Source organism: Nocardia sp. NPDC057668 (assembly GCF_042799795.1).
Lineage (GTDB): Bacteria > Actinomycetota > Actinomycetes > Mycobacteriales > Mycobacteriaceae > Nocardia.
Map to the genome: position 1 here is coordinate 346,742 of NZ_JBHVIC010000005.1, position 21,827 is coordinate 368,568.

A 21,827-nucleotide genomic window follows, 5' to 3' on the forward strand; every position below is an offset into this window, starting at 1 on the left:
TCAGAGTGTGAGAGCTTTGTCCGGCGATTCCTCGACCACCTCTACGGCGCCGACGACCGGAATGGATACGCCTTCGATCTGTCCGACGACCTCGTCGCCGTGCGCACCGGTGACGAGGTTGGAGCGGTCCGCGCCCGATCCGGATTCACCGGCGTCGCCGGCCCGGCCCGCACCGGCGCCCATGCCGCCCATCATGGGCGAGGTGCCCGCCCGGGTGGTCTGCGGCACCGCGCTGGCGGTACTCGTGCGCGGCTGACCCGACAGCGGACTGGATTCACCGGTCGGCACGCGCGCGGCGACGTTGTTCAGCGGTGAGGTGCTGGTCGGCACCCCGCCGAGTCCGAGGCCGCCGCCACCGCCTCCGCCACCACCGTCTCCGGCGCCGCCGTCCTCGCCGGTGACCTTCTCCTCGGTCGTCTTCTCTTCGGTGGTGGTCGTGGTCGTCTTGGGATCGGTCGTGGTGGTCTTGGTGTCGGTCGTGGTCGAGGTCAGGCCGCTGAGGATCTCCTGACCGGTCGAGCTGATCTCGCTGACCACCTCGGAGCCGGCGGAGACGACCTCGCCACCCTTCTCGATCACCTTCTCGCCGACGGTCTTGGCGATGTTCGCGTAGGGCTCCATGGCGGAGATGACGTTGTTCGCCAGGGTTGCGGCATCGGCGAGATTGGGTGCGCCGGTGATCGGGATCTTGATTCCGGCGACGGCGATCTCGGCGGTCTTCACCGCGAGTTCGACCCTGGTCTTCGCCACGATGGCCGTGCCCTCGGAAATCGCCTCCGTCGCAAGAGCAATGAGCGTCGGCAATCCGGCCGGAGTCCAGATGAAGGCGCCGGCCGCGGTCGCCGAAGCGATGAAACGCGAAATGAGGGCGGTGAGTTCGGCATATCCCTGGGCAACGACCCGCTGGGCGTCGAGCAGAATGGCGCGCTGCTCATTGCCCTGGTTCAGAACCTTGGGATAGTCGGCCTGCACCAGGTCGCTCTTGATCTGCGCCGCGTCAGCCGCCTGACCGAGCATGCCGGTGGAGAGCTGTTGCATCGCGGATTTACTGTTCGAAGAAGCCGAGCTGAGCGCGCTGGTAACGGCGCTGAAGATCGAGGTCGGATCGAATCCGTCACCGAGACTGCCGGAACCGAAGGACGACAGCAGCGAGGTCACCGGTTCGATGAGCGTGCTGAGGTCGATGGTCGGCAGCGTCGGCATCTCCAGCCCCGACAGGTCGGGCAGCGTGATCTCGGGGAGCGCCGGCAGCTGCGGTAGTCCGATGTTGCTGAGCACATCGGCTACCGGTTGGTCCATCAGGGGACCAACCGGGCTGCTGTACAGCACATCCGCGACCGTGGGGCTGACCGCAGCCCCGGACGCCGCTCCGACTTCCTCGCTCACAGGGTCGAGAGGAAGCTCGCCGCCGAGGTCAGTTCATTGCCCTCGAAAAGACCGACAGCGGAATAAGCCGTGACGGCGGTGCTGCCGTGCACCGCGGCGATCTCGGCGGCCGAGGACAGGTAGCTCGCCTGCGCGCCCGCGAAGGCCAGCAGGAAATCCTGTCCGATGAGGCCGAAGACGGGCACCGCCGCGGCCAGCGCGCTGATCGAGTCGGCGGCTGCGGCCCCCGCGACCTGCGTGGCACTGGCGGCTTCTCGGGTGCCGTACTCCGCGATCTTGACGAAATCAGCCTTTACGGTTCCAGCCATCGGTGGTCCCTCCCAGTACATCGATCTTGAGTAACAGTACAAGTATGAAAATGGTTGTGCCAGTAAGTAAAGCGCTAACACTGATGCACGGTTGAGTGAACGGACCGGATCAGCCGGCCATCTCCTCGTTGAACCGATTCACAACATCGGCCCTGCGCTGGAAGGCATTTCGGGCGGCGGCGGCGGCCGTACTCACCACGGCCTGTTCGAACTCGGCGGGCGTCATTCGGGACACGGCGCTGCTGAACTGCAAATCACGCAGTGCGCCATTGCCGTCCACCTCGGCCATCACGGCGCCGTCCTCGGAGGTCTCCCGCCCCCGAACGGCCTTCATCTGATCGGCCAAATCCTGAAACCGATACAGCTGCCGACGAACCCGATCCTCGAGTTCATCCATTGATCCGACCATCGAGCCCCCCTCTCACACAGTCCGAAGCCAGCTCTGCGGTTCCGTATCGTAGTCCTGCTCCTCGACAATCTCCTGTCGAGCGAGATCAGCCTCGGTGGGCAACCCCGTGGCAGCGAGCGCGGCGGGACTCATACCCGCTGCCTCCAGCTTCTTACGAGTGGCCAATCCGGCTTCGTCGGCGGCCCGCCGACAAATTCGCAGCATCTCCGCCGCCAAATGCGCCGGATCCCGATGCAACTCGGCCGGATCGATCTTCACCGCGAGCGGAATCCCCTGTTCGGTAATCCGCATCCGTATGCCACCGTTGCGCGAGATCGCGTTGACCGCGGGCCACTCCCCAGCGCCCGATGTCACCGCCTCCGCCTCGGTCATGCAGACACTCCCTCCCCAGAACTACCTTGCGTAGAAGTACCATACGGCACGAGCGGGGAGCAATCTTGTTTCCGCCCCCGAGGGACCCATGTGAGCAGCGCCGCACCCGCTTGTCGGCGTCATCCGGCCTCTCCACGACCGTCGCGCCGGTCCCGGAGCCGCCGCAGATGCCGCAGCATCGGACAGTCGTTCTCCTCGCACTCGGCGCCGTGCTCCAGCAGTCGCCGCTCGATGTCACGATCGGAGAACCGGGTGTAGGGCGCGGGCTCACCGTGATAGACGGCCGGCCGATCGGTCCGCGGAATATAGGCGAATGGATTGGTCATACCCACCCCCGATGCTGGCCCCGGTGCACCCAGCCCGCCCCGCGCTGCGGGCCGACGGGGATGACGAGGTACTCGCCGGTGGTCAGCGCGATCCGTAGTAGCCGGGAGTTTCGTGACTCCTGGCGGAAACCCCAAGCGGCCCAAACGATGACGGAGATACACAAAACGTTGATCGACAGTAGAGCCCACGCGTCCCAAGACATTTCGGCACCACTTTCATGAAAGCTGCTTTGCGGAACCTGATCTGACTCACTCAGTAGACACCCCAATCCATTCACGCGAACTGCACACGGCTCGATGAACAGCAAATATGCTGGGTGCACACGGTGAGCATGCACACCATGTGTGTGCACAGAGTGAGCACCCAGACAGCTAGGCGGAGAAATGACCGGAACAACGGTCTCTCGCAGGGCATTCGGGAAGTTCTTGCGCGAGATACGCACCAAATCAGGCAAATCACCGCTCGCGGCCGGATTGCATGCGGAGGTCTCCCGCATGACAATCAGCCGTTTGGAGGACGGTGAGCTAACAAAAATAACCACTCCGCAGCTGGAAAGTCTTCTCACCTTCTACGGCGCAGAACCCGATTGCCGGGAGGAAGCGTTGCAGCTGTGGGCAGAGGTTCGCGAGCAAGCCAAAGTCGCGAAACTACAGGGCAATTCGAAGGGCTACTGGCGCGAGTACGCGGACCAGTTCGCCTCCCACCTCCCCCATCTGCTGCGCCTGGAGGCCACGGCCAACCGAATCAGCACACACCAACTCGTCCTGGTTCCAGGCCTACTGCAGACCGCCGACTACCGCCGGGCCGTAGCGCTGATCGATGACCCCGAGATGTCACGGGTCAACCAAGAACGCCGAGTGGAGCTGACGGCGAAACGACAGGCCAAGCTGGATGAAGAGGGTTTTCAGATGGAGGTCATCGTCTCCGAAGCGGTTCTCCGCCACCGCCCAGGAGGGAACGCGGTCATGTCCGCGCAACTGCGCTGGTTGGCCGAGGCGAGCGAACGCGACAACATCAGCCTCCGCGCGATTCCGTTCGACGTCGGCTCGCACCGCGGACTGACGATTCTGAGCTTCTCGCTGCTGCGGTTCCCCACCCTCGATCGTGGACGCTCGGAGCCGCCGGTGGTCTACCTGGAACGCCACCTCGGCGGTGGCGACTACGACGATCGAGAGGAAGTCGTCCAGAAGTACGAGGCCGCGATCTCCTCCCAGCGGGCTGTAGCGTTGAGTGAAGGCGACACCCGAGACATGGTGGCCAGATTGGCAAAGGAGTACGCGGCGTGAGTAGCACAGCGCCCCAGGGCAACTGGTTCAAGTCGAGTCACAGCGAGGCTTCGAACGCGTGCGTCGAGATTTGCCTGTCCGACGCGGTGGTTGGCGTCCGCGATTCCAAACACGCTGGCGGCCCGGAACTCTGGTTCACCGGGGAGCAGTGGGATCGATTCCTGCGCAGTCTTCTTTGACGATATTGGCCGTCGACCAGGGCGGTTCGCCGCGCCACGTCAGCACGCGACTCACTTGCCGCCTGAATTCCTGCTGAGCGACTCCACCACGCTGTCCGCCGCAGCGGTCAGGTCGGGACCGTGTTCCTTCCAAGGCACGCTGTAACTGACGGGCGTATCCGGTTTCACCCCTTGCAGTTTGGTGCCGCACGTCGCGAAGCAGGGCTGGCGTTCGCTGTACATCGCCGTGATCTGCCCGGGATTGAAACCACGCGCGGTCAACTGGCCGAGCAGATCTGCTTCGGAGGCCGCGGTGGCGCTGCTGTGCTCGCCCGGCCCGGTGCCGATCACCATGTCTCCGGTTTCCGGATCGCCCCAGCCCGGCACCAGTGCCACGAGGATATTGCCGTTCGGCGCGGTTCCCGCGGTCTGCCGCTCCCGGCCGGCAGCCTGGCTCAGCGGATCACCGCCGTACGGGACTAATTGATAGGTGCAGTTCGGCCCACAACCGGTCTCGCTGCGAGCCTTGTCCTGATAGCCCCGAACGAGTTTGACGCGGGCGTCGATGTCGGCCTGGATCATCGGCGCGACCTGGAAGTCGACCGAGCCTCGATAGTTGATGACGTATTCGACGGTGACACTCCGCCCCTGTGCGCGGGACTGCGCATCGGCTTCGGCTTGCTTGCGCGCTCCGATGGCCGCGACCAGCGGCGCGATCGAGGCGTCGGTGCAGGTCAGCTTGGCTGTGCCGTTGATCGAGATCTTCTGCGCGGCGGTGCAACCCGCGCTGGGCGTGCCATCGACCGTGATCGAGGCCCGCATCAGTGCGTCGACGCCTCCGGTCAATCGCGCGCTACTCGAAGATGTCGTCGAAGTCTTCACACTGGAGGTGACCACGCAACTGTCGTTGGTGCACTTCATCTCTCCGGTGGAGTTGAAGTCGAACTGCACCCCGACGTCGACCACGTTGGCGAGTCCCTGCAACTGTCCCGCGATGTCGTTGTAGGCCTGGTCTCGCGCGGCAGGGGTCAGCGGGAAGAACACCAGTGGCACCGCCAGCGGGTCGAACCGGGGCGTCGTTCCACCGGAGTTCTCGTCGGGAGTCTCGGAGGCCTCGGCAGACTCCGAGGATGTCGGCGCGGCATCGTTCCCCGGAATGAAACGCAACACCCGATACGGCCGGGCAGCTGAAACGGCAAGGGCGCCACGAGGAGTCGTTACCTCGTATGCCTGATCAGAACCGACGGTGATGGTCGGCTCCCCCACCCGCGGGAACTCCTCGACCTTGTTCAGCGCCAACAGCAGCGCCTCGCCCAGGTCGTCCGGCTCCAGCCTCCTGGGCACTCCCTCCAGAAACGCGTCCGAGCCGGTTATCCACTTCCCTTGCAGGTCGGCAACCGACTTGCCCCGGGGCAGGTTCGACGCCAGCACTCCAGCGTCCGGCTTCACGTAGCTGACGGTTCCCGTTTGCAGCAGATCGGAAGGCTTGCCGCGCGAGACGGCGAACCCGGTCGACCACCCGTCCGACGTGATCCGTAGATTCCACCCGTTGTCGCTGGCGTCAAGGCTGCTCACGTGCACCACCGGTTGCGTCATCAGGTCCAGCACCGCCGAGTAGAACGGATCGGAGTTCGACGCGGCAATCGGATGACCCGGCACGGTGGAGCATCCAGCCGCGACCACTACCGACAGCAGCGCCGCGATCACCCCGCCCCGGCGGCCGCGCGATCTACCGTTTCTCTTTGCGACCAGGTTTCGGTTCATCGCACACCCCCGCATAGACGCGATCACTCGGCCTGGACGCTATCGGCAGGCAGCCGGGCGGGCAAACGAGACAAACCTCCACCGGTGATGGAGGCGCATTAGCAGGGGTATCCACCCGGTAGGCGCGATCCGAGGCGCACCACGGGCTCCGTCTGCACCGAGCGCACCTCTCTTCCTGAATGATACGGTCCCACCATGCACAGACCGGGGGCGCAGCAGCACAACGGCGAGGGTTTCTCAACATCGAGCGAAAACCCCGCCAGGCCGCTCGCCCCCGCACCAATCACGCAGAATCGGCACGGCGAAAACACTTTTCGTGCTGACGACGGGTTGTCCGACCTTCTCTCCCCGCCGCGATCAACCCGCTCGCCACTACGGGGGCTGCTGTGGCCGACCATCGCGGTGGTCCTCACATCCTGCATCGGCGCCGCCATATTGGTAGGCCTCCGCTCCTCGAAGGGAACGGAAGACGGCTACCTCGGTTCGACTCCCGATACACGGGGCTATCAACTAACCGATACGCCTTGTACGGTGCTTGACCTGAAGCCGATCGCGGCCGCGGGCGCAGCACCGGCAACCGGGTCGTCACCGACGTACTCCGTCGCACGGCATCCCGCGGTCGACACCTCGCAATGCCGCATGACTCTTACGGACAAGGGCGGCCGGACGACTGTCTTCTTGGATACAACCGCCACCGTGCACAAAGTATCCAATCCGGTCCCCGCGTTCCTCGCCGAATTCGAAACGGTCGATCAGCAGAGCGGCAAGCCGGAAGTCGAAAAGATCTCCGGACTCGGAGACGACGCCTACATCGTCTACGAACGCAATGGCGCACTGGCTACTCTGCGGGTTCGAGACGGCTGGTTCGTCTACGAAATACTCTGGCGCAGTTCGTCGCCCTCGAGCGACATCGTTCCCCGAGATGCCAAGAGCCCGATGTTGCAGGCCCTGGCTTCGCACGCACTATCAGAACTGAGCCGGTAGCACCCTTCGCGTCCGAATTCGGTAAGGAAACTCGTGTCAGCACTCGAACAGTTCAGCCCTGATCGCCCCGGGCCCGATCGCCCGAAGCGAAAAACCTGGGTATGGACTGCGGGCGCAGCGACGGCGACTGCGATCGTCTGGGCTGTAGCGATATTCATACTCGGGCGGGGCGAAGGAGCGGCCATCACCACCAACCCGGTAGACGATCCGCATCCCACCGCAGACCTGCGCGGCTACCACGCCGTCGACGACATCTGCGCGGTAGCGGACACCTCGGCGATCACCAAGGCGGGCTTCGTCGTCTCGGACAACGCGGGCAACAATCCGGACTCGCGGACCACTCGGCATCCTGCCGTCGACACGATGCGGTGCCGCATTTCTTTCGCTTGGCCGGCACAGACCTCGGGCGCGGGCAAGCACAACCAGTTCGACGCTGTCGCACGCCTGAACAAGCAGTCCGACCCCGCAGCCGAATTCGAAGCCGCGTACCAAGCCCGGATTCAAGGACACTTCGGCGTCGGCCTTCCCGAGGAGACAACACTCCGGCTGACCGGCATCGGAGACGACGCATACAGGGTGGTGCTCTCGGATCCCCAGCAGAGCAAGGTCAACCGTGTAGAGCTCGCGATTCGCGACGGATGGATGGTGTACACCCTGACCTGGAGTCAGGGCATCGACGTCGGCGCGGACGGCGCACCCCTACTCACCACCGACGAAGCCGTTGCACTGCTACGGGATTCGGCGAGCACAACCCTCCCGAAGTTGCGGGCCTGACCGCTGCGCGACAGGATGTGCGCAGCCACGCCGCACAACCGTTCGCTGTACTGTGGTGGCTGAAATCTCGATCGGGGAGGGTTGAAGATGGCGGATGCGACGTTGGCAGAGATGCTGGCCGCCGCTGGGCTGGATCAGTTGACGTTCAACCCGAGTGTCGCGACCGCGGCGATGAATACGTGCAGCAATACGATCGCGACGCTCCTGGCCATCCGCAACCAAGCCGACAAGACACGTGACAGCATAAAGGATTTCGCCGGCCCCAGCCCCGAGATCGCGTCCGGGCACAAATGGGCGGAGGGCTTCCGGCAGTTGGCCGCTCAAGCCGGGGTGATCCTCGGCGAGAACATCAGCACGGTACAGGCGATGGCAGATCTGTACCGTGACGCCGCGAAGACCTTTCAGAATTCCGAAGACGAATCCGTGCAGAGCTTCACCAAAATCAAGATGGCCACCGAAGCCAGGACCGGCCTCCCCGCCGTCGATTACTCGAGTCGCGTCGAACCTCATATTCCGGCCCCAAAAACTATCATGAACAAAACACTTCTGCCGGGCGAGGCCAGTCAGAATTGGACACTACCCAACGATGACAGGGCGCTGTCTCCCGAGAATTCCACAAGCTTGGGCTGGTCTACGCTGTACACCTTGGGCACCATTATCGACGCCAACGACGTCGTGCGGCTCGCAGATGAATTCAAGTGGATGAAAACGCAGCTGACATCGGCGCTGACCACCTTCAAATCTGAAATAGTCGACAACCCGACCTTCAAGAATCAATGGGTTGGCCTATCGGCCCAGAGCGCGGAGAGAGCCGGTGGCAACTACGTCACCGCGGCAACGGATTTCGCAAACAAACTCGGCGACATAGACTCTCGCCTCCGCACCTCGGCAAGCTGGCTGCTGGCAGCCAAGAACGCGATGCCCAAGACCGCATCTCCCCCGCAGATGACCAAGGAAAACAACTACTGGGTATACGATTCGGGCGGCGCGCACTGGTCCATGGGTGATACCGAGCAGGAATGTCTCGATAACTTGCTCAAGATCTATCGAATGGATTTCGATTCGACGTATCTCCCGGGCCTGTACGACTACAACTCGACCTTGGTGAAATTCGAGGTGTTCCCGACAAAAGGCTTGCCGACGGCTTCGATTCCGTCGCAACCGCAGGTTAACCCCGCGGCTGTGCCGAATACCAATGGTGGCGGTGGCGGCAACAACACAGGCGGTGGCGGCGGCGGCGTGCCCTCCGTCCCGGTGAACACCGACGAACAGCAGAAAGCAGCGGAGGAAGCCGCCAAGACCGCAGCAGACGAGGCCGCGAAAAAGGCTGCGGAGGAAGCCGCCAAGACCGCGGCAGAAGAAGCTGCCAAACAGGCATCCGAGGCCACGACCAAGCAGTCCGAAGCGTTGCAGAGCTTGCTGTCGACCGGCTCCGAAGCCTTGACGAGCGCCCTGTCCGCGGGTTCCGAGGCCCTGCAAAGCGTTGTGACACAAGGGCTGTCCGGGCTGACTTCACTGGCCGACCAACTCACCACGGCCGTGAAAGAGATTACCGAGCCGACAACCGAACAGCCGGAAGTCCAGCCGGTGCCGACCACCCCGACCACTCCGGGTGTTCCGACCACGACCGGCGGCGGCGGTGGTGGGGGTGGCGGTGGCGTGCCCACGGGCGCAGCGCCGGTACAGAACAGCCCACAGACCAAGCTCTTCCCACGAGCCGCGGTCAGCGTCGACGAAACCGCCACGACGACGACCTCACGTGCGGGGCTGGCATCGACCACTACGGGTGGGACGACATCCTCCGGAACACCCATGGCAGCCAGCCCCATGGGCGCGGGCGCGGCGCAGGGCGCCGGTCAAGGAAAAGAGCAGAAGCGGCCCGACTATCTGAGGTCCTCCGAAAACATCAAGGAAGCGCTCGGGGTCCTCCCGGAAGCTTCCACACCGGTGGCCGACCGATGAGTGAACGGCGCTTCGGCGACCTCGAGTTCACCGTGCTGTGGGAACTCATGACCGGGGAGGACCTGCCGCACCCGTTCCTGTTCACCAGCAGCACACCGCTGCTCATCGACTACATGCGCGAGAAGCAGGAGGTAGCCCGGCGGCTGCGAGCGGATTGGGACGCCGCGCTCGGGTACCTCGAGACAGCCGTCACCCAGCCGGACCTACGCATAGTCGTCAACGGCTTCGATGGACACGATCCCGGACGGGCTGACGGATGTATCCGCATGATGGCGATTCGGCACCGAGACCGGGGCTATCTCCTGACGCAGCTACCGGGAAAGACCTACGCGCACAGTGGCGGATTCGTAGTTCGCGAGTGCGATGCCCTGCGGCTGGCGGACGAAGTAGTCCGCGCACTGCCTGAATGTGACGCCGGCAAGCAGGCGGATATCCCCCTGGTCGATCCACAAGGGGAAGCGGGCACGGGGCGAGTGGTGGTCGATGACATCTTCGAGGATTCAGCTGGCCACCGCTCGAAGATGTTTCTGACCACGGTCCCGACAGTCGTCGGAACGATCGACGTCATTCAGGGCCGTTCCGAATTCGGCCCGCGTGGCACAGCCCGGTTCCGTTTGCAGTGGCGCGATCTCGATGACGACGGCCGATACGCCATCGGAAGCGAGCCACCGGTCACAGCCGTCGGCGTGGACTCGAAACGACTGGTGACCATGATCAACACCCGCATCGCGGAAGTCGTCCGCAGAATTCGGGACGAGCGCGGAACCTTGCAGCGCTGATACATCTCCGTCACCCTGCCGCGGGTTCCTCCCGAAGTCTGTCGAGCAGATCGTTTCCGGCGTCGAGGGCCTGCTGATCGTTTGCCCGCCAGGGAATCGTGTAACTCACGGGAGTTCCCGCCACGAGGCCCTGTCCCAGCTTGGAACCACAGTTCACAAAGCATGGCTGGCGCTCGCTGTACACCCCCGTGATCCGGTCGGGCGCGAAGCCCCTCGTCGCCAGCTGCCCGAGGACGTCCTCCTCGGATTCGCCAGTGGCGTTGCCGGACCGGCTCTCGCCGGTTCCGATGACGAGGTCGCCGTGAGTCGGATCGTTCCAGCCCGGCACCAGCACCACCAGGATATTGCGGTCCGATGGCGTGCCCCTGCCGTTTCGGTCCTGATTCGCCGCCTGGCTCAATCGATCACTGTTGTAGGGGATCTGCTGAAGCTCGCAGTTGGTACCGCAGTCTGCCCGGTTGCGATCACTCTCCTGATCAGAACGCAATGCCGCTGCGGCACGGTCGATCTCGGCCTGGACCATGGCCGCGGCTTGGACATCGATCGACGCTCGATAGTCGATGAAGTATTCGACGGTAACGCTGCGGCCCTGCGCCCGCGACTGCGCGTCGGCTTCGGCCTGCTTCCGTGCTTTGATCGCCGCGACGAGCGGAGCGACGCTAGTATCCACGCACGACATGACGGCGTTGCCGTTGATCGGCAACTGCTGTGTGGCGACACAGCCGGCACTCGGCGTTCCGTCCACGGTGACCGTGGCCTTCATCGTCGCCCCGACAGTGCCCGATACACCCCCGCCCGACGTGGAGGACGTCGAGGTTCGAACATTCGTGGTGACCGTGCAGCCCGTGTCGGTGCAGTCGAGGCTTCCCGCGGAATCGAAGTCGAACTGCACACGAGTATCGACCGCGGAGTTCAAAGCCTGGGTCTGTGCGATCAGTTCTCGGTAGGCCTGTTCTCTGGACGCCGGCGTCATCAGGGGGAAGATGATCGGCGAGCCCAGCGGGTTGACTCCAGCAGCGCTGCCGCCTTCGTCTGCCGAAGATTCGGACGGGGATTCCGGCAGGAACCTCAATACTCGGTACGGGGCTGTAGTCGAGACCGCCAACTTGCCGTCGGGCGTCTCTACCTCGTAGGCCTTTTCGGTTTCCACCTGCACAACCGGGTCACCGACGTGCGGGAAGTCCGCGGTCCGATCGAGCGAATCCAGTAGCGCCACCGCGAGATCCCTGGGTGACGCCAAGTTGGGCAGCTTCACACCGTAATCGGCAGCACCGGTGATCCAGCGTCCGCCGGCCTCCGAGAATGACAGCCCGCGTGGAAGTTTGGACGTCAGAGCGCTCGCCGGAGGCCGCACATAGATGGTGCCCCCGGACACCAGTACGGAGGATCGCTGACCGGCGGTGAACACCGTTCCGAGCGACTCACCCTTTGTGGTGGTCTGAATATCCCAGGCCGTCCCTTCGGAATCCGAGCCCGTGTACCGTGCGATCGATTGCGTGAGCAGGTCCACCACCGCGGCATAGAAGGGGGCGGTGTTCGATGCGGCTACCGGCTTTCCCGGTACGGTGGAACACCCGGCCAGAATGGCCGCAACCGCGACCAGCGAGACAACGTACGCATTCTTTCGCTCTCGCAACGGTTGTCCTCGCCACAGCCGTCCAGGTCGCATCGACCGAGCCCTCCCACCGATTGCCGATTCGGGTGCGAGGCACATCGCCGGGGCATCCCGATCGGTTGTCGCCGGCATCGATCCTGCTACTTGAACTGGCCGGCGTTGTTGTCGTCCGTGTCCTCGAGCAAGGTGGCGGCATCGTTCAACGCGGTGGAGTACACGTTCAAACGACCGACCTTGGACTGCAGGACATCCAATAGCTGCACGGAACGGGTCAGGTAGCCGGATTCACCTTCGGCGAACGGATTCCCGAACTCATCGGCGCCCCAGCAACCGTCGCCGGAATCCGCAGCGGATTTCAAGGTTGCCCGGAGAGCGTCTATTCGAGTGGACACATCGGTGAGACCGCTTGCGGCAGTCCGCATCCCGGTAAATTCGACCCGCAGTTCGTCCGACATTACGCCCCCAGTCGGTTGTTGTGACAAACCGTTTGCGATCCTACCCAGATCGGGATGGCTTCGCGATTCGTCGGCGAATCCGCTGGCAGAGCGAAGGACGCAGATCAAGGCGGTGCGTCCTCCACGACATCCCGAGTTGTGCGATGCTGGGGATCGGGCCCCAGCGGAGAGGATCACTGTGCGACGTAGCCATCCAACCAGCGACCAGTTGCGCCAGAACTTCGATCGCGCGCTGTCGATGGTGCTCTCGGGCGACGGAGTTCCGAGTTCGACCGGGCTCGACCCGGACACCACTGAGGCCCTATGGACGATTGCACGATCGTATCCAGCTGTCACCGACGATCTGGTCGCAGCCGCTCGGCGCACATTCGCCGGGCAGTTGGACGGCAGCAATACAGCTCGGTGGCGAGCCGAGCGGGACCGCCGACTGACAGAGCTCGAACAGCGCGACTGACGCGGCGGAAGGTGTCGGCTACTGCTCGCCACCCTCGGACTCGGTTACGCGCCGCACGAACGCTTCGGCCTCTTGACGCAGTTCGGCTGGTGCGGGCTGCCACACAGGATTGGTCATGAACGCAGCCAATTTGTCCCGCCGCTCCACCTCGGACGCGGATGGTTCGATGCCGATTACCCACCAGAGCTCGTCGAGGGTTCGTGCGGGCAGGTCCCAATGCGCAGTACGCAGCCAGTTCTCGTTCCGCCACATCGTCTCGTAGTTATCGCGGCTCGGCGGCGGGAAGACCTTCACACTGGAAATTTCCAGACCGTTGGCATCCGCGGCGGCGGCGATGACCGATTGCCAGCGGGTGATCTCAGCGTCGCTGAGATCCACGTCGGCGGCGGCGGAGATGCGCAGGGACCACTCGGCATCGGAGACCCGCCAGAGATCGAGGCTGAGCGATCGATCCTGGTTCTCACTGACATCCCGATACCCGAAATGCTCGTCTTCTCGATCCGTCAGTCGCCCTTTGCGCGCGAGCCCGAGTGCCTCACGCAGCCGGTCGAGCCGAGTTCGGTCGAGCTCGCCGCTCATAATCATCCGCAGCCTGGGCCGCAGTGGTTTCAGTCGTGTCATTCGTGACGAGTCCTCATCCTGTTCGCGCGGTTTCGAGCGGACGTTCCGCTGCCTTTCTACCCCTTCGGGCGATCCGGCGGCCGGTGCACCAGATCGAGTGTCACCGAACCCGGGCGCGCCAGGGGTACGAACTCAACCTGCCAAAGGCAGCCGATACCGGTCTGCGGGTATGCCAGGATGGACTCCCGGGAGAAGGTGGCCGCCAGGATTACACCCGGCCGTTCATGCTGGGTGAGCCAATCCGACGCTATACGACGCTCGCCGGTCCAGGATGACAGCGGCCGTTGCTGTGGCATATCCAGCACGGCACCGGGCTGCCCTGCGGCCCACGCTGGGAAGTCCTCCGGCGACCAGGAAACTGCCCGGTAGAGGATCAGGCTGTTGACACCCTCGCTCGCCAGCTGTTGCTGGGTTCGCTCGTATTGGGCGCGAAGCAGTTCCCTGTGCACGTCGCCATAGTCCGCTATCTCCCGGTCGACTATGGCGCGCAGCTCTTCGGTCATTCGCCATTCCAAAATATTTGACAGACCGAATTCCGCGGCAGCTGCCTCCTGTATGGCCAGCGACTTCACGTTCGTACCGTTCGAATCGTGTGCCCAGGACTGGATCAGCTCGCTGACACCGATTTGACGGAGTACGCGTTCGGCCCCGGGCACATCCAGCGCCAAGAGGTATTCGGGAGCATGTGCCGGATTCCCCGGGTCCAACTCGGCCCTGGCCAGCAACGTTCCACCCATCGACGGATAGTCCGGATTCCGCAGTGCAACAACGTACTCCGGATCGCCGAGACGCAGATGCATGGCGGGATCCACATGAACCTCACGGCCGGCTTCCAACAGTCGGCCGGTCGGCGTTGTCATGAGTTCGGTAATGGATTGGATGACACGGGTCTTCGCATCTTCGGACCGGGTGACCGTGCCGTGGTCGGTCATGATCGACTCACTGAACTCCGACGACCAACTCCGCTCCGCAACCGCGCTCGGATCGACCGCCCGCACCGGCTTGAGCGGCAGCCCACCGTCCGGCCCGACATCCACCGAGAGTCGGCCAGGATCGTGGATGATCCAGTCCGTCGCCTGGAAATGTACATAAAATCCTTGAGCCGACACATCTTTCGGACCGGTTCCGGTGAAAACGGCGTACGACATTTCGCGACCCAGGCGGGCGCTCCACTCTTCCGCCCATCGAAGCAGATGCGGGTACTCCGCCGTGATCAGCGATTTGTTCAGATACCCGTGATCCTTCGACAACTGCCCTTCGAACAGCTCCGGATCCCACACTGCGGCCGCGCGGTCGAACATCTCGTGGGAAGAAATGTTGAGATCGAAATCGCTCGGCTCTTCGAGGCCCAGTTTGTACATCGAGTCGTACGGGCGGCTCACCGGGCGGTCGAGGTCTTCACCCAGCCACTCTCGCAGCCTGGCCTGCGCTTCCGGTTGCCCAGCGAGTTCCTCGAGCGTCGGCAGCTGCTTGTGCGCACCGGAGAAGAAATCAGCGCCGGAGCCCCGCAACCGGATGTCCACCGCGCGGGTGTCGACGCCGTCACGGTGCAGGGCTTCCAAGAGCGAAGTGCGCCAATCCCCGTAGATTTCGGGGGTCATACCCAGCGGCGCCTCACGCGCCATCCAGGCATGCACCTGTTCGGACGTCAGACCGAGGAATTCCAGGTCGCGTGGCTTGATCTCGTAGCCGGTCATCGGGTCGACAGGCCAGGAATGCGGCACGTTTTCCGGCAGGGCCGTGGTCGCCGGGTTCTGCGCTTCGGTCAGATCCGGCAGCGCATCAGGCCCGTGGGTCACCGGCGCCGGTTCTCCGGCAGGGACCTGGGATTCGGGCGAACTGGAGGGCTTGGCACTCGAATCCGCAGGCGAACCCGGCTCTTCTCGAGCCGGTCGCTCCGACCGCATCGGGTCCAGTTCAGTTCCCGAATGCGACGGGGTCTCCGCGGGCAAGAGCTCACGACTGTACAGCGAGAGATATTCGGCCAGTTTGGGATCGTGCTCGTGAACCAGGTTCCAGACCGCCTCGCTGATCGCGGGCGAGCGCAGGCCGAGCTCATCGAAGGTGAGAGCCAATTCCGTGCGAAGCCCTGGCAATTCGGCGGCGCTCGCCGGGTCGCCGAACGCTACCGCGACCTGCTGAGCCTGGCCGCGCAAGTCCTCGAAGCGCTCACGCAGTTCGGGCGTCAACTCCGTTGGGTGCAACTGCGGGGCGGGAGCCTCGAGCGGCGCGGAGTTATGCTCGGGCGCAACAGTATTCGCTATCGGCCGATCAGGGCGGTACGGCTCGAAGACGCGAGCGATTGCGTCATCGGGTACATGGGTGAACCCGTTCGGGGAAGTACTGTGCCAGTTCGCATTGTCCAGGAGATGCCAATACAGCACTTTGGTGGGTTCGGGCGCGGCCTCACGATAAAGCTCCACATAGGTGAAGGCTTCGGCCAGCGCCTCGGCCGGATTGAATCGGCCGTCCTCTTGGAAGCTGTAACCGGTGAGTTCGTCCATCCACGCATCGAACGCAGCTCTGTCCATCCCTCCGCGACTCGAGGTGAAGTAGTCCTCCAGCGCCTGCTCGGCACTCGACCGGGCCCGCATCTGACCTTCCAGATCGATGGTGTGGCCGTATTCGTGCACAAACGTCGAATAGAAAGGGCGGTCGCCGGAGCCGGGGACGAAATGGCCATCCACGACGTCCTGTGCGACATGGTCGGTCATCTGCCGCGGGTCGAGAGCGTAGTCCCCGTTGAGCACGATTCGTTTGGTCGACGCTTGGCCGTTCTCGATGCGAGGGACGGTTTCGGCGTAGCACCCTTCCGGGAGTCTCGCGATGGAGATCTCGGGCAACCGCACATCCGGATACCTGGTCTGCATGTCCTCGACGCCGCGAGCGAACTCGCGAAACACCTCCGGATGCAGGCCCGGATACTCGAAATGCGTTGCTTCGACGCCCCATTCGCTCCGGAGTCTGTCCGCGATCTCCACCGCATCCATCGCCGACCACTTGTCAGTGGTGTGCTGATACCACTCACGACCGTCGAGGTGGACGGACTCGAGTGGTGTTCCCCGCGGGTCCTTACCCATGAAATCCCAACCGGGTGGGTCCTCGTAAACGGACCGGCGTGCACCCGGGCCCTCGGTCCCGGGCTCCCGCGATTGGCTGGGCTCGTGCAGCGGGTTGGACGGCGTTGCCGGATCGACGGGGTTCCGCGGGCTGCGGGTCACCCACTCGCCATTGTTCCAAATCACTGCGGGCGAGTTCGGGGCCTGAGGTGTTCCCACCTTGTCGGAAGGGGCGCGAACCTGCGCACCCAATCGATCGGCGACGTATTGCGCCCAGCCGACCTCGTTGCCGCTGAAGCAGGCCAGCAGGCGGACAGGGGTCCCCGCTACGTAGTGCGGATTGTTGAGGATCGCCTGGACAACCTGCTCCGGGTGGACCGCGTTCCCGAACCCTGGAATCGGCTCACCTTCGGGACTGCCATGCAGAATGACGTCGTGTTCGCCCTCGTTGAGTACGTTCTTCCGGACGTTCTGTGTGGCTTGATCATGTCCGATCGTGGTACTGGTCGGGTCATGCCTAACCGGCGCGCCGTCGGGCAGGTAGTCGTCGAACACGACCTCGCCGTTGTCCGGCTTCGAGTTCTCCGGCCCCTCCTTGGCGGGCCCGCCCATCTCGTCCGATATGTTCGGTTCTTCGACTTTCGACGGCTTGTGCTCCCCTTGGTACGGCTGCGACGGCGATTTCGCTTCCGGCCGGTTACCGCTGCCGGTGTGCGTCGCTGAAGCATCAGGGCTCTCACCAGCTACCGGACGCTGAGGATGGTCGACCGATGTCTCGGCTACCGAAGTAGGGGTCTTGCCGTTCTCCGCCGGGGCGGGGCGGTTCTCCGCTGGTATTTGAGCCCGGTCCTGGGGGGCTTCGATCACCTTCGCGTTGTCAGGTACCGGAACCCTGTCGGATGTGTGCGGGACAGACCCTTCGACCGCCGTGGCATCTCGGCCGCCTGCAGGCAGCGAGGACTCGACTTCCACCACCGGGGCGTGCGAAGGCTTCACATCCGCGACTACGGCCTTGCCTTGTGTTGCCGCTGCGATGTTCGGGTTCTGTGTGGTGGTACCCGTGCCGGCGCCGGCACGGTGCGTGCTCTCCGGAATCGACGGGCGGCTACCTGCCCCTGCCCCGGCGTCCCTCGGAGCCGAAGGCGCCCCGGCTCGGTCGGCCGGTTTGGGAGTGCTGCCGTCGCCGGACCTGCCGGTATCGGACGGCACGTTCGCCCGCGATTCTGGGCCGGGGTCGGTGCGGGCGAGCTGACGACCTTCGTCGCGGATCTGTTCGAGCCTGGTCACATGTTCGGCGGTGTAGCCGGTTTGGCCGGTCGCGTCCTTCAGCGAGGCCGCGTAATGAACATCGCTGGCCTGCTTCCAAAGACTCTCTCGTGCCTGCTGACCGGCGTCCGAGTATCTCCCGGCCGCGTCTGGATGCAGGTCCCTGGAAATCGACTTGTGAATCTTCGCGACATCGCGGTCACCGACATCAGCGACACGTTTCGGATCAGCGGCATGCTCATTGGTGGGCGGCTTGGTAGCGCCGTCTCCGGCGTACGGCGCGGAGCCGTCGTGCTTCGCCGCGACGGACGCGTGTCGGGCGGCGCCACCACCGCCCAGTACCACGCCACCGATGAGCATCTCCTTGTGAAAGGAGTAGTCGACCTTGGTGATTTTGTCGTTGTGGAAGTCGTAGAGCTGGTTGCCGATCCCCGCGCCCCACATACCGACGCCGCCGACCGCGCCCGCCCCGGCGCCCGCCAACCCTTCGGTCAGCATCGCCGGTTTGCTCGTCAGCGAGGGAACCCGCTTGATCCCGGCGCCGAGCAGGCTGTGGGCGGGCGCTCCGAATGCTCCGCCGGCACCCCATTCGGTCACCGTCTTGACGAACTGCCGAACATCGAAACCATCGTCACGACGCCCCGCCATGATCTGACCGGCTTGAATACCTCCGTCCATCAGCCCGCCCAGGCCCGCTCCGACGCCGGCTCCCTTGGCCACCTGGCCGGCGAGCTGTCTCGCGGTGAGCTTCGGCGCCACCGGTATGACCAGCTCGCGGCTCAGCGGTTTCGCCAAGGATCGAAGGCCGGCGGCTGCGGTGCGGGCGGCGATCTTCTCTGCCATCTGGGCTGCGAACTTGGCCAAACCCACTCGGGCAACGGCCAACACGCTGGGAACCGCCGCCGAACCCCACAGTGTGGGCAGCAACGACAGCACCGTGGACAGCGTCAGAAGTGCGAAGATCTCCGATTGGATCTTGGTGTACTCGATATCGGTCGCGGTCGTCCGAGCATCCTTGCCCAGTGCCTCGAGGCTCTCCACGAGCTTTTGGATCGAGTAGTCCTTGCCGTCGAACAGCAACGCGAATTCCGTGGCCGCGGCGGTCGCGCCCTCGCCGGTGTAGTACTGCGGAACCTTGTCGGTCGCCGCCCGCAGATCGGGTTCGAGTGCCTCGAGGGCGGCCGCGGCTTGTTTCCAAGCGTCACCCAGCGCGAAAAGGTCGTCCTCATCACCCTTGGGATAGGCCATACCGAAGTTCAGGGCCTGCATCAACCAGCCGGGGAGGAAGTCTCCTGCCGCTGTGAACTTCGACATCAGCTACCGAAATACCCGACAGGTTCTACTGTTGCACTGCGGATTTCAGCCGCATCGCGTCGCGTCGTCCTCGCCATGCCGTCCCCCTGTGGTCTTCGGAGCAACCCCGGACGATCCTATACAGGGTTAGAAACCATTGCGAGGGTGACGTTTAGGATCGCGACATGCCATTGAACCCGGTAGGGCTGTATCGAGAGATGTACAACGGCAAGCACGCCGAACTTCCGTCGATCCACGACTCTTTCAGTGAACTGAGGATCGAGGACCGCGACTCGGTGCTCGCCTACATGCGTTCCGCGCCGGTTGTGTTCGACGTACTCGACGTCGCGGACGACCTGATCGACGGGGCCGACCGGATCATGAGCGCCTCATCGCTGATCTCCGACGGGACATGGATTTGGCGCCTGGACTCGATCTACTACCTGAGCCGCTACGACCTGGGCTTTCCGGAGGACTTCCTGCGGCACGTGCGACGCCTCGACTACCGCGCTCCGGAACAACTCGACTTCACCCCCGAACTGCACGCCGACCTGCTCGTCTACTTCTGAGCGGCGCCGAGGCTACTGGTTCTCCCGCGGTAGCGGGATACAAGCGCGTCGTTGGTTCGGTGCTTGCCCCTTGAAAGGGGGCGTCTTATCGGCTAGCGCCGGACGCAGTCGCGACTTCGGCGAGCCACGTATATGCTCGCCCGACGTTCGATGAAACCGTACGGGGACGGTAACGGTCGATATGGCCAGGAGCGGGGAGGACTGATGCCCTATGGCTAATGAACACGAGAAAGCGCAACTGGCCGATTTGGTCGACATGGTCAAAGGCAGTCTTGCCATGGTCGCCCACGCGCAGGAAGAACGTGCACGGCTGACCGCTACCGCGCACGCCAGAGGTCGGCGCGTCACGGTGACCGTCAACGCCGATTGCATCGTCATCAAGACCGAATTCTCCGATGACATAGACGAACTGACCTACGCGGAGATTGCGAGCGCGGTCACCGCCGCCACGCAGGAAGCCGCCGGCAAGGTACAGCGCAGGGCGGCGGAGCTTCTGGAAAAACTGGAAGAGCAGCAGAAGCTCATCCCCACGCTGTCCGAGGTGTTCCCGGGTATGCCTGACATGGCGGCACTGATTCCCAAGGCTCCGAGCGCGCCTACCGCGCCTCCGGGTGCTCGCGAGGAACCGCAGCCCGAAGAACCCGCCGTGTTCACCGAAACCGAGGATTACGAACACGACCCGCACGTCCGGCAACGCTCGAATATCGCAGCCCCTGATTGGTGAGTGGACACACTCCGCCAACAGACAGCCATCAGCGAGCCAACGGATACAGCTTGATCTCGTCGATCACGAAGACGCGGCCTGTAGCCGGATCCACGGCAATACCGTTACCGCCCAGCGGCATTCCTGACCGAACCACAGCTTCGGCCGAAGCAGCCCTGGCATCCGTGTCGTAGGCACGGATCATCGACACGCGAGTCTGCGAACCCGCCGGAGTCGAATGGCCGAACGTGTAGAAGACGCGGGCCAACGGGTCCACGGCGATGCCGGCTACAGACCCGTCAACGGCTATCTCGCCGGTCACCGCGCGTGTGCGGGTGTCGATCACATGGAAGACGGTCGGGCCGTCCTCGCTGTCGACTTCACCCTCGACGAAGAGCGTATGGGCCTCCGGATCCACTGCGAGTCGGTAGGCGTTTCCGGGAAGGGGCAGGGTGGCGGTGATGGACCGCTTCGGACCATCGATGACAACTACCGTGCCCTCGCCATGTCCACCCCCTTCCCTCCTGACGCTGGCGTACACCAGATGAGTGCTGGGATCCACGGCGAGATCGAAGACGGAACCACGAATCGGAAGCTCCGCGACAACGGAGTTGGTGCGAATATCGATGACTTCCAGCAGACTGATACCACTGCCTGATCCCTCACCCACGACATAGACGGAGTCAACCGACTGATCGATGGCAATATCCGTTGCCTTCGCTCCGACCGTGATGGACTGTTTGACAGTGCGAGTAGCTGTATCGACCACATCAACCCAGTTCTTGTTCGCGCGGTCGCCATTGGTGACGTACAGCAGCTTCGAATCGGGATTGAGGACGGCCTCCCCGGGTGCCGAACCGAGCGTTATCGTCGCTAGCGTGGCGCCGGCGGCGGTATCAACCATCACAAGTGTGCCGTCTTTGCCGATGACGTAAGCCGTATTCGAATACACCGCCAGACTCACCGGTCTATTCCGAACCGGAATTCCGAAATCGGCGAACAAACGTCCAGCGGGATCGGTGTATTGGGGGGTGCCAGTCCGCTCCGCTCCTATGACGAGCGCGGCCGTGACAAGGAAGACGGCCACCGCCCCGATCCCGATCGAAGTTCGCCGCCTCCACAGAACAAGGAGCCCACGCGACCGGGCCGCCCCGCTCCGCAGCAGACGCCGGTGCCTCAGCTTCGATGCCGGTCCGGCATCGGGCTTCGGCGGGGATGCCACACCGGACCCCACGGCTGACCCCGAGCCCTCCAGCGTCCCTTCGAGGGCCATCACATCGCTG

19 protein-coding genes are annotated in these 21,827 nt (G+C 63.9%); 8 read left to right on the forward strand and 11 right to left on the reverse strand.

Annotation, left to right across the window (positions count from 1 at the left end):
• From ACFVBH_RS29105 to ACFVBH_RS29125, 5 genes are all read right to left on the reverse strand, one after another.
• The gene (locus ACFVBH_RS29105; protein ID WP_379006393.1) at positions 1–1,386 is read right to left on the reverse strand and encodes a hypothetical protein; all 1,386 of its coding nucleotides are present in this window, start codon (positions 1,384–1,386) and stop codon (positions 1–3) included.
• Positions 1,383–1,694, reverse strand: coding sequence for a hypothetical protein (locus ACFVBH_RS29110; RefSeq protein WP_354986098.1), 312 nt, complete (start codon positions 1,692–1,694; stop codon positions 1,383–1,385). The genes ACFVBH_RS29105 and ACFVBH_RS29110 overlap by 4 nt, the downstream gene beginning before the upstream one ends.
• Positions 1,695–1,803: 109 nt before the next feature.
• The gene (locus ACFVBH_RS29115) at positions 1,804–2,091 is read right to left on the reverse strand and encodes a YbaB/EbfC family nucleoid-associated protein (protein WP_379006396.1); all 288 of its coding nucleotides are present in this window, start codon (positions 2,089–2,091) and stop codon (positions 1,804–1,806) included.
• Positions 2,092–2,115: 24 nt separating this feature from the next.
• Positions 2,116–2,475, reverse strand: coding sequence for a hypothetical protein (locus ACFVBH_RS29120; protein ID WP_354986100.1), 360 nt, complete (start codon positions 2,473–2,475; stop codon positions 2,116–2,118).
• Positions 2,476–2,594: 119 nt separating this feature from the next.
• Positions 2,595–2,801 (reverse strand): hypothetical protein, encoded by a 207-nt coding sequence (locus tag ACFVBH_RS29125; RefSeq protein WP_354986101.1) that lies wholly within the window; start codon positions 2,799–2,801, stop codon positions 2,595–2,597.
• Between the two features lie 384 nt (positions 2,802–3,185).
• On the opposite strand from ACFVBH_RS29125, the gene ACFVBH_RS29130 reads away from it, so the two are divergent.
• Complete coding sequence (locus tag ACFVBH_RS29130) at positions 3,186–4,088, forward strand: helix-turn-helix domain-containing protein (protein WP_379006400.1); 903 nt, start codon at positions 3,186–3,188, stop codon at positions 4,086–4,088.
• Positions 4,085–4,267: a DUF397 domain-containing protein gene (locus ACFVBH_RS29135; RefSeq protein WP_379006402.1), complete on the forward strand. Its 183-nt coding sequence runs from the start codon at positions 4,085–4,087 to the stop codon at positions 4,265–4,267. The genes ACFVBH_RS29130 and ACFVBH_RS29135 overlap by 4 nt, the downstream gene beginning before the upstream one ends.
• 51 nt (positions 4,268–4,318) lie before the next feature.
• Here ACFVBH_RS29135 and ACFVBH_RS29140 read toward each other — a convergent pair whose 3' ends face one another.
• The gene (locus tag ACFVBH_RS29140; RefSeq protein WP_379006404.1) at positions 4,319–6,010 is read right to left on the reverse strand and encodes a nucleic acid/nucleotide deaminase domain-containing protein; all 1,692 of its coding nucleotides are present in this window, start codon (positions 6,008–6,010) and stop codon (positions 4,319–4,321) included.
• Positions 6,011–6,205: 195 nt separating this feature from the next.
• On the opposite strand from ACFVBH_RS29140, the gene ACFVBH_RS29145 reads away from it, so the two are divergent.
• The 4 genes from ACFVBH_RS29145 (at position 6,206) to ACFVBH_RS29160 (ending at position 10,509) form a co-directional block, all read left to right on the forward strand.
• Positions 6,206–6,994 (forward strand): hypothetical protein, encoded by a 789-nt coding sequence (locus tag ACFVBH_RS29145; RefSeq protein ID WP_379006407.1) that lies wholly within the window; start codon positions 6,206–6,208, stop codon positions 6,992–6,994.
• 33 nt (positions 6,995–7,027) lie between these two features.
• On the forward strand, positions 7,028–7,768 hold the full coding sequence (locus ACFVBH_RS29150; protein ID WP_379006410.1) for a hypothetical protein: 741 nt from the start codon (positions 7,028–7,030) through the stop codon (positions 7,766–7,768).
• Positions 7,769–7,855: 87 nt separating this feature from the next.
• Positions 7,856–9,730, forward strand: a complete 1,875-nt coding sequence (locus tag ACFVBH_RS29155) for a hypothetical protein (protein ID WP_379006413.1) — start codon at positions 7,856–7,858, stop codon at positions 9,728–9,730.
• Positions 9,727–10,509, forward strand: a complete 783-nt coding sequence (locus ACFVBH_RS29160) for an ESX secretion-associated protein EspG (protein WP_379006415.1) — start codon at positions 9,727–9,729, stop codon at positions 10,507–10,509. Before ACFVBH_RS29155 ends, ACFVBH_RS29160 begins: the two co-directional genes overlap by 4 nt.
• Positions 10,510–10,519: 10 nt before the next feature.
• Here the strand turns inward: ACFVBH_RS29160 and ACFVBH_RS29165 are convergent, their stop codons facing one another.
• The 4 genes from ACFVBH_RS29165 to ACFVBH_RS29180 form a co-directional block, all read right to left on the reverse strand.
• Entirely contained in the window at positions 10,520–12,145 is a 1,626-nt protein-coding gene (locus ACFVBH_RS29165) for a nucleic acid/nucleotide deaminase domain-containing protein (protein WP_379006419.1), read from the reverse strand.
• A gap of 119 nt (positions 12,146–12,264) precedes the next feature.
• A complete protein-coding gene (locus ACFVBH_RS29170; protein ID WP_379006422.1) occupies positions 12,265–12,579 on the reverse strand; it encodes a WXG100 family type VII secretion target in 315 nt (104 codons plus the stop codon).
• A gap of 472 nt (positions 12,580–13,051) precedes the next feature.
• Positions 13,052–13,654, reverse strand: a complete 603-nt coding sequence (locus tag ACFVBH_RS29175; RefSeq protein ID WP_379006425.1) for a hypothetical protein — start codon at positions 13,652–13,654, stop codon at positions 13,052–13,054.
• Between the two features lie 56 nt (positions 13,655–13,710).
• Positions 13,711–19,293 carry a hypothetical protein gene (locus ACFVBH_RS29180; protein ID WP_379006427.1) on the reverse strand — a complete coding sequence of 1,861 codons (5,583 nt, stop codon included), beginning with the start codon at positions 19,291–19,293 and terminating at the stop codon, positions 13,711–13,713.
• A 164-nt stretch (positions 19,294–19,457) separates the two neighbouring features.
• On the opposite strand from ACFVBH_RS29180, the gene ACFVBH_RS29185 reads away from it, so the two are divergent.
• Together ACFVBH_RS29185 and ACFVBH_RS29190 are read left to right on the forward strand one after the other, a co-directional pair.
• Positions 19,458–19,841: a hypothetical protein gene (locus ACFVBH_RS29185; protein ID WP_379006430.1), complete on the forward strand. Its 384-nt coding sequence runs from the start codon at positions 19,458–19,460 to the stop codon at positions 19,839–19,841.
• Between the two features lie 211 nt (positions 19,842–20,052).
• Positions 20,053–20,565, forward strand: a complete 513-nt coding sequence (locus ACFVBH_RS29190) for a YbaB/EbfC family nucleoid-associated protein (RefSeq protein ID WP_379006433.1) — start codon at positions 20,053–20,055, stop codon at positions 20,563–20,565.
• A 28-nt stretch (positions 20,566–20,593) separates the two neighbouring features.
• On the opposite strand, the gene ACFVBH_RS29195 is transcribed toward ACFVBH_RS29190, so the two are convergent.
• Positions 20,594–21,631, reverse strand: coding sequence for a YncE family protein (locus ACFVBH_RS29195; protein ID WP_379006435.1), 1,038 nt, complete (start codon positions 21,629–21,631; stop codon positions 20,594–20,596).
• Positions 21,632–21,827 lie beyond the last annotated feature (196 nt).

What these genes read in the sequence shown, in the direction of transcription:
- ACFVBH_RS29145 (WP_379006407.1), top strand. Translation starts at nt 6,206, where the DNA reads ATGCACAGACCGGGGGCGCAGCAGCACAACGGCGAGGGTTTCTCAACA.
- ACFVBH_RS29175 (WP_379006425.1), bottom strand. Translation starts at nt 13,654, where the DNA reads ATGACACGACTGAAACCACTGCGGCCCAGGCTGCGGATGATTATGAGC.
- ACFVBH_RS29170 (WP_379006422.1), bottom strand. Translation starts at nt 12,579, where the DNA reads ATGTCGGACGAACTGCGGGTCGAATTTACCGGGATGCGGACTGCCGCA.
- ACFVBH_RS29155 (WP_379006413.1), top strand. Translation starts at nt 7,856, where the DNA reads ATGGCGGATGCGACGTTGGCAGAGATGCTGGCCGCCGCTGGGCTGGAT.
- ACFVBH_RS29125 (WP_354986101.1), bottom strand. Translation starts at nt 2,801, where the DNA reads ATGACCAATCCATTCGCCTATATTCCGCGGACCGATCGGCCGGCCGTC.
- ACFVBH_RS29190 (WP_379006433.1), top strand. Translation starts at nt 20,053, where the DNA reads ATGGCTAATGAACACGAGAAAGCGCAACTGGCCGATTTGGTCGACATG.
- ACFVBH_RS29185 (WP_379006430.1), top strand. Translation starts at nt 19,458, where the DNA reads ATGCCATTGAACCCGGTAGGGCTGTATCGAGAGATGTACAACGGCAAG.
- ACFVBH_RS29160 (WP_379006415.1), top strand. Translation starts at nt 9,727, where the DNA reads ATGAGTGAACGGCGCTTCGGCGACCTCGAGTTCACCGTGCTGTGGGAA.
- ACFVBH_RS29130 (WP_379006400.1), top strand. Translation starts at nt 3,186, where the DNA reads ATGACCGGAACAACGGTCTCTCGCAGGGCATTCGGGAAGTTCTTGCGC.
- ACFVBH_RS29120 (WP_354986100.1), bottom strand. Translation starts at nt 2,475, where the DNA reads ATGACCGAGGCGGAGGCGGTGACATCGGGCGCTGGGGAGTGGCCCGCG.
- ACFVBH_RS29180 (WP_379006427.1), bottom strand. Translation starts at nt 19,293, where the DNA reads ATGTCGAAGTTCACAGCGGCAGGAGACTTCCTCCCCGGCTGGTTGATG.
- ACFVBH_RS29115 (WP_379006396.1), bottom strand. Translation starts at nt 2,091, where the DNA reads ATGGATGAACTCGAGGATCGGGTTCGTCGGCAGCTGTATCGGTTTCAG.
- ACFVBH_RS29140 (WP_379006404.1), bottom strand. Translation starts at nt 6,010, where the DNA reads ATGAACCGAAACCTGGTCGCAAAGAGAAACGGTAGATCGCGCGGCCGC.
- ACFVBH_RS29110 (WP_354986098.1), bottom strand. Translation starts at nt 1,694, where the DNA reads ATGGCTGGAACCGTAAAGGCTGATTTCGTCAAGATCGCGGAGTACGGC.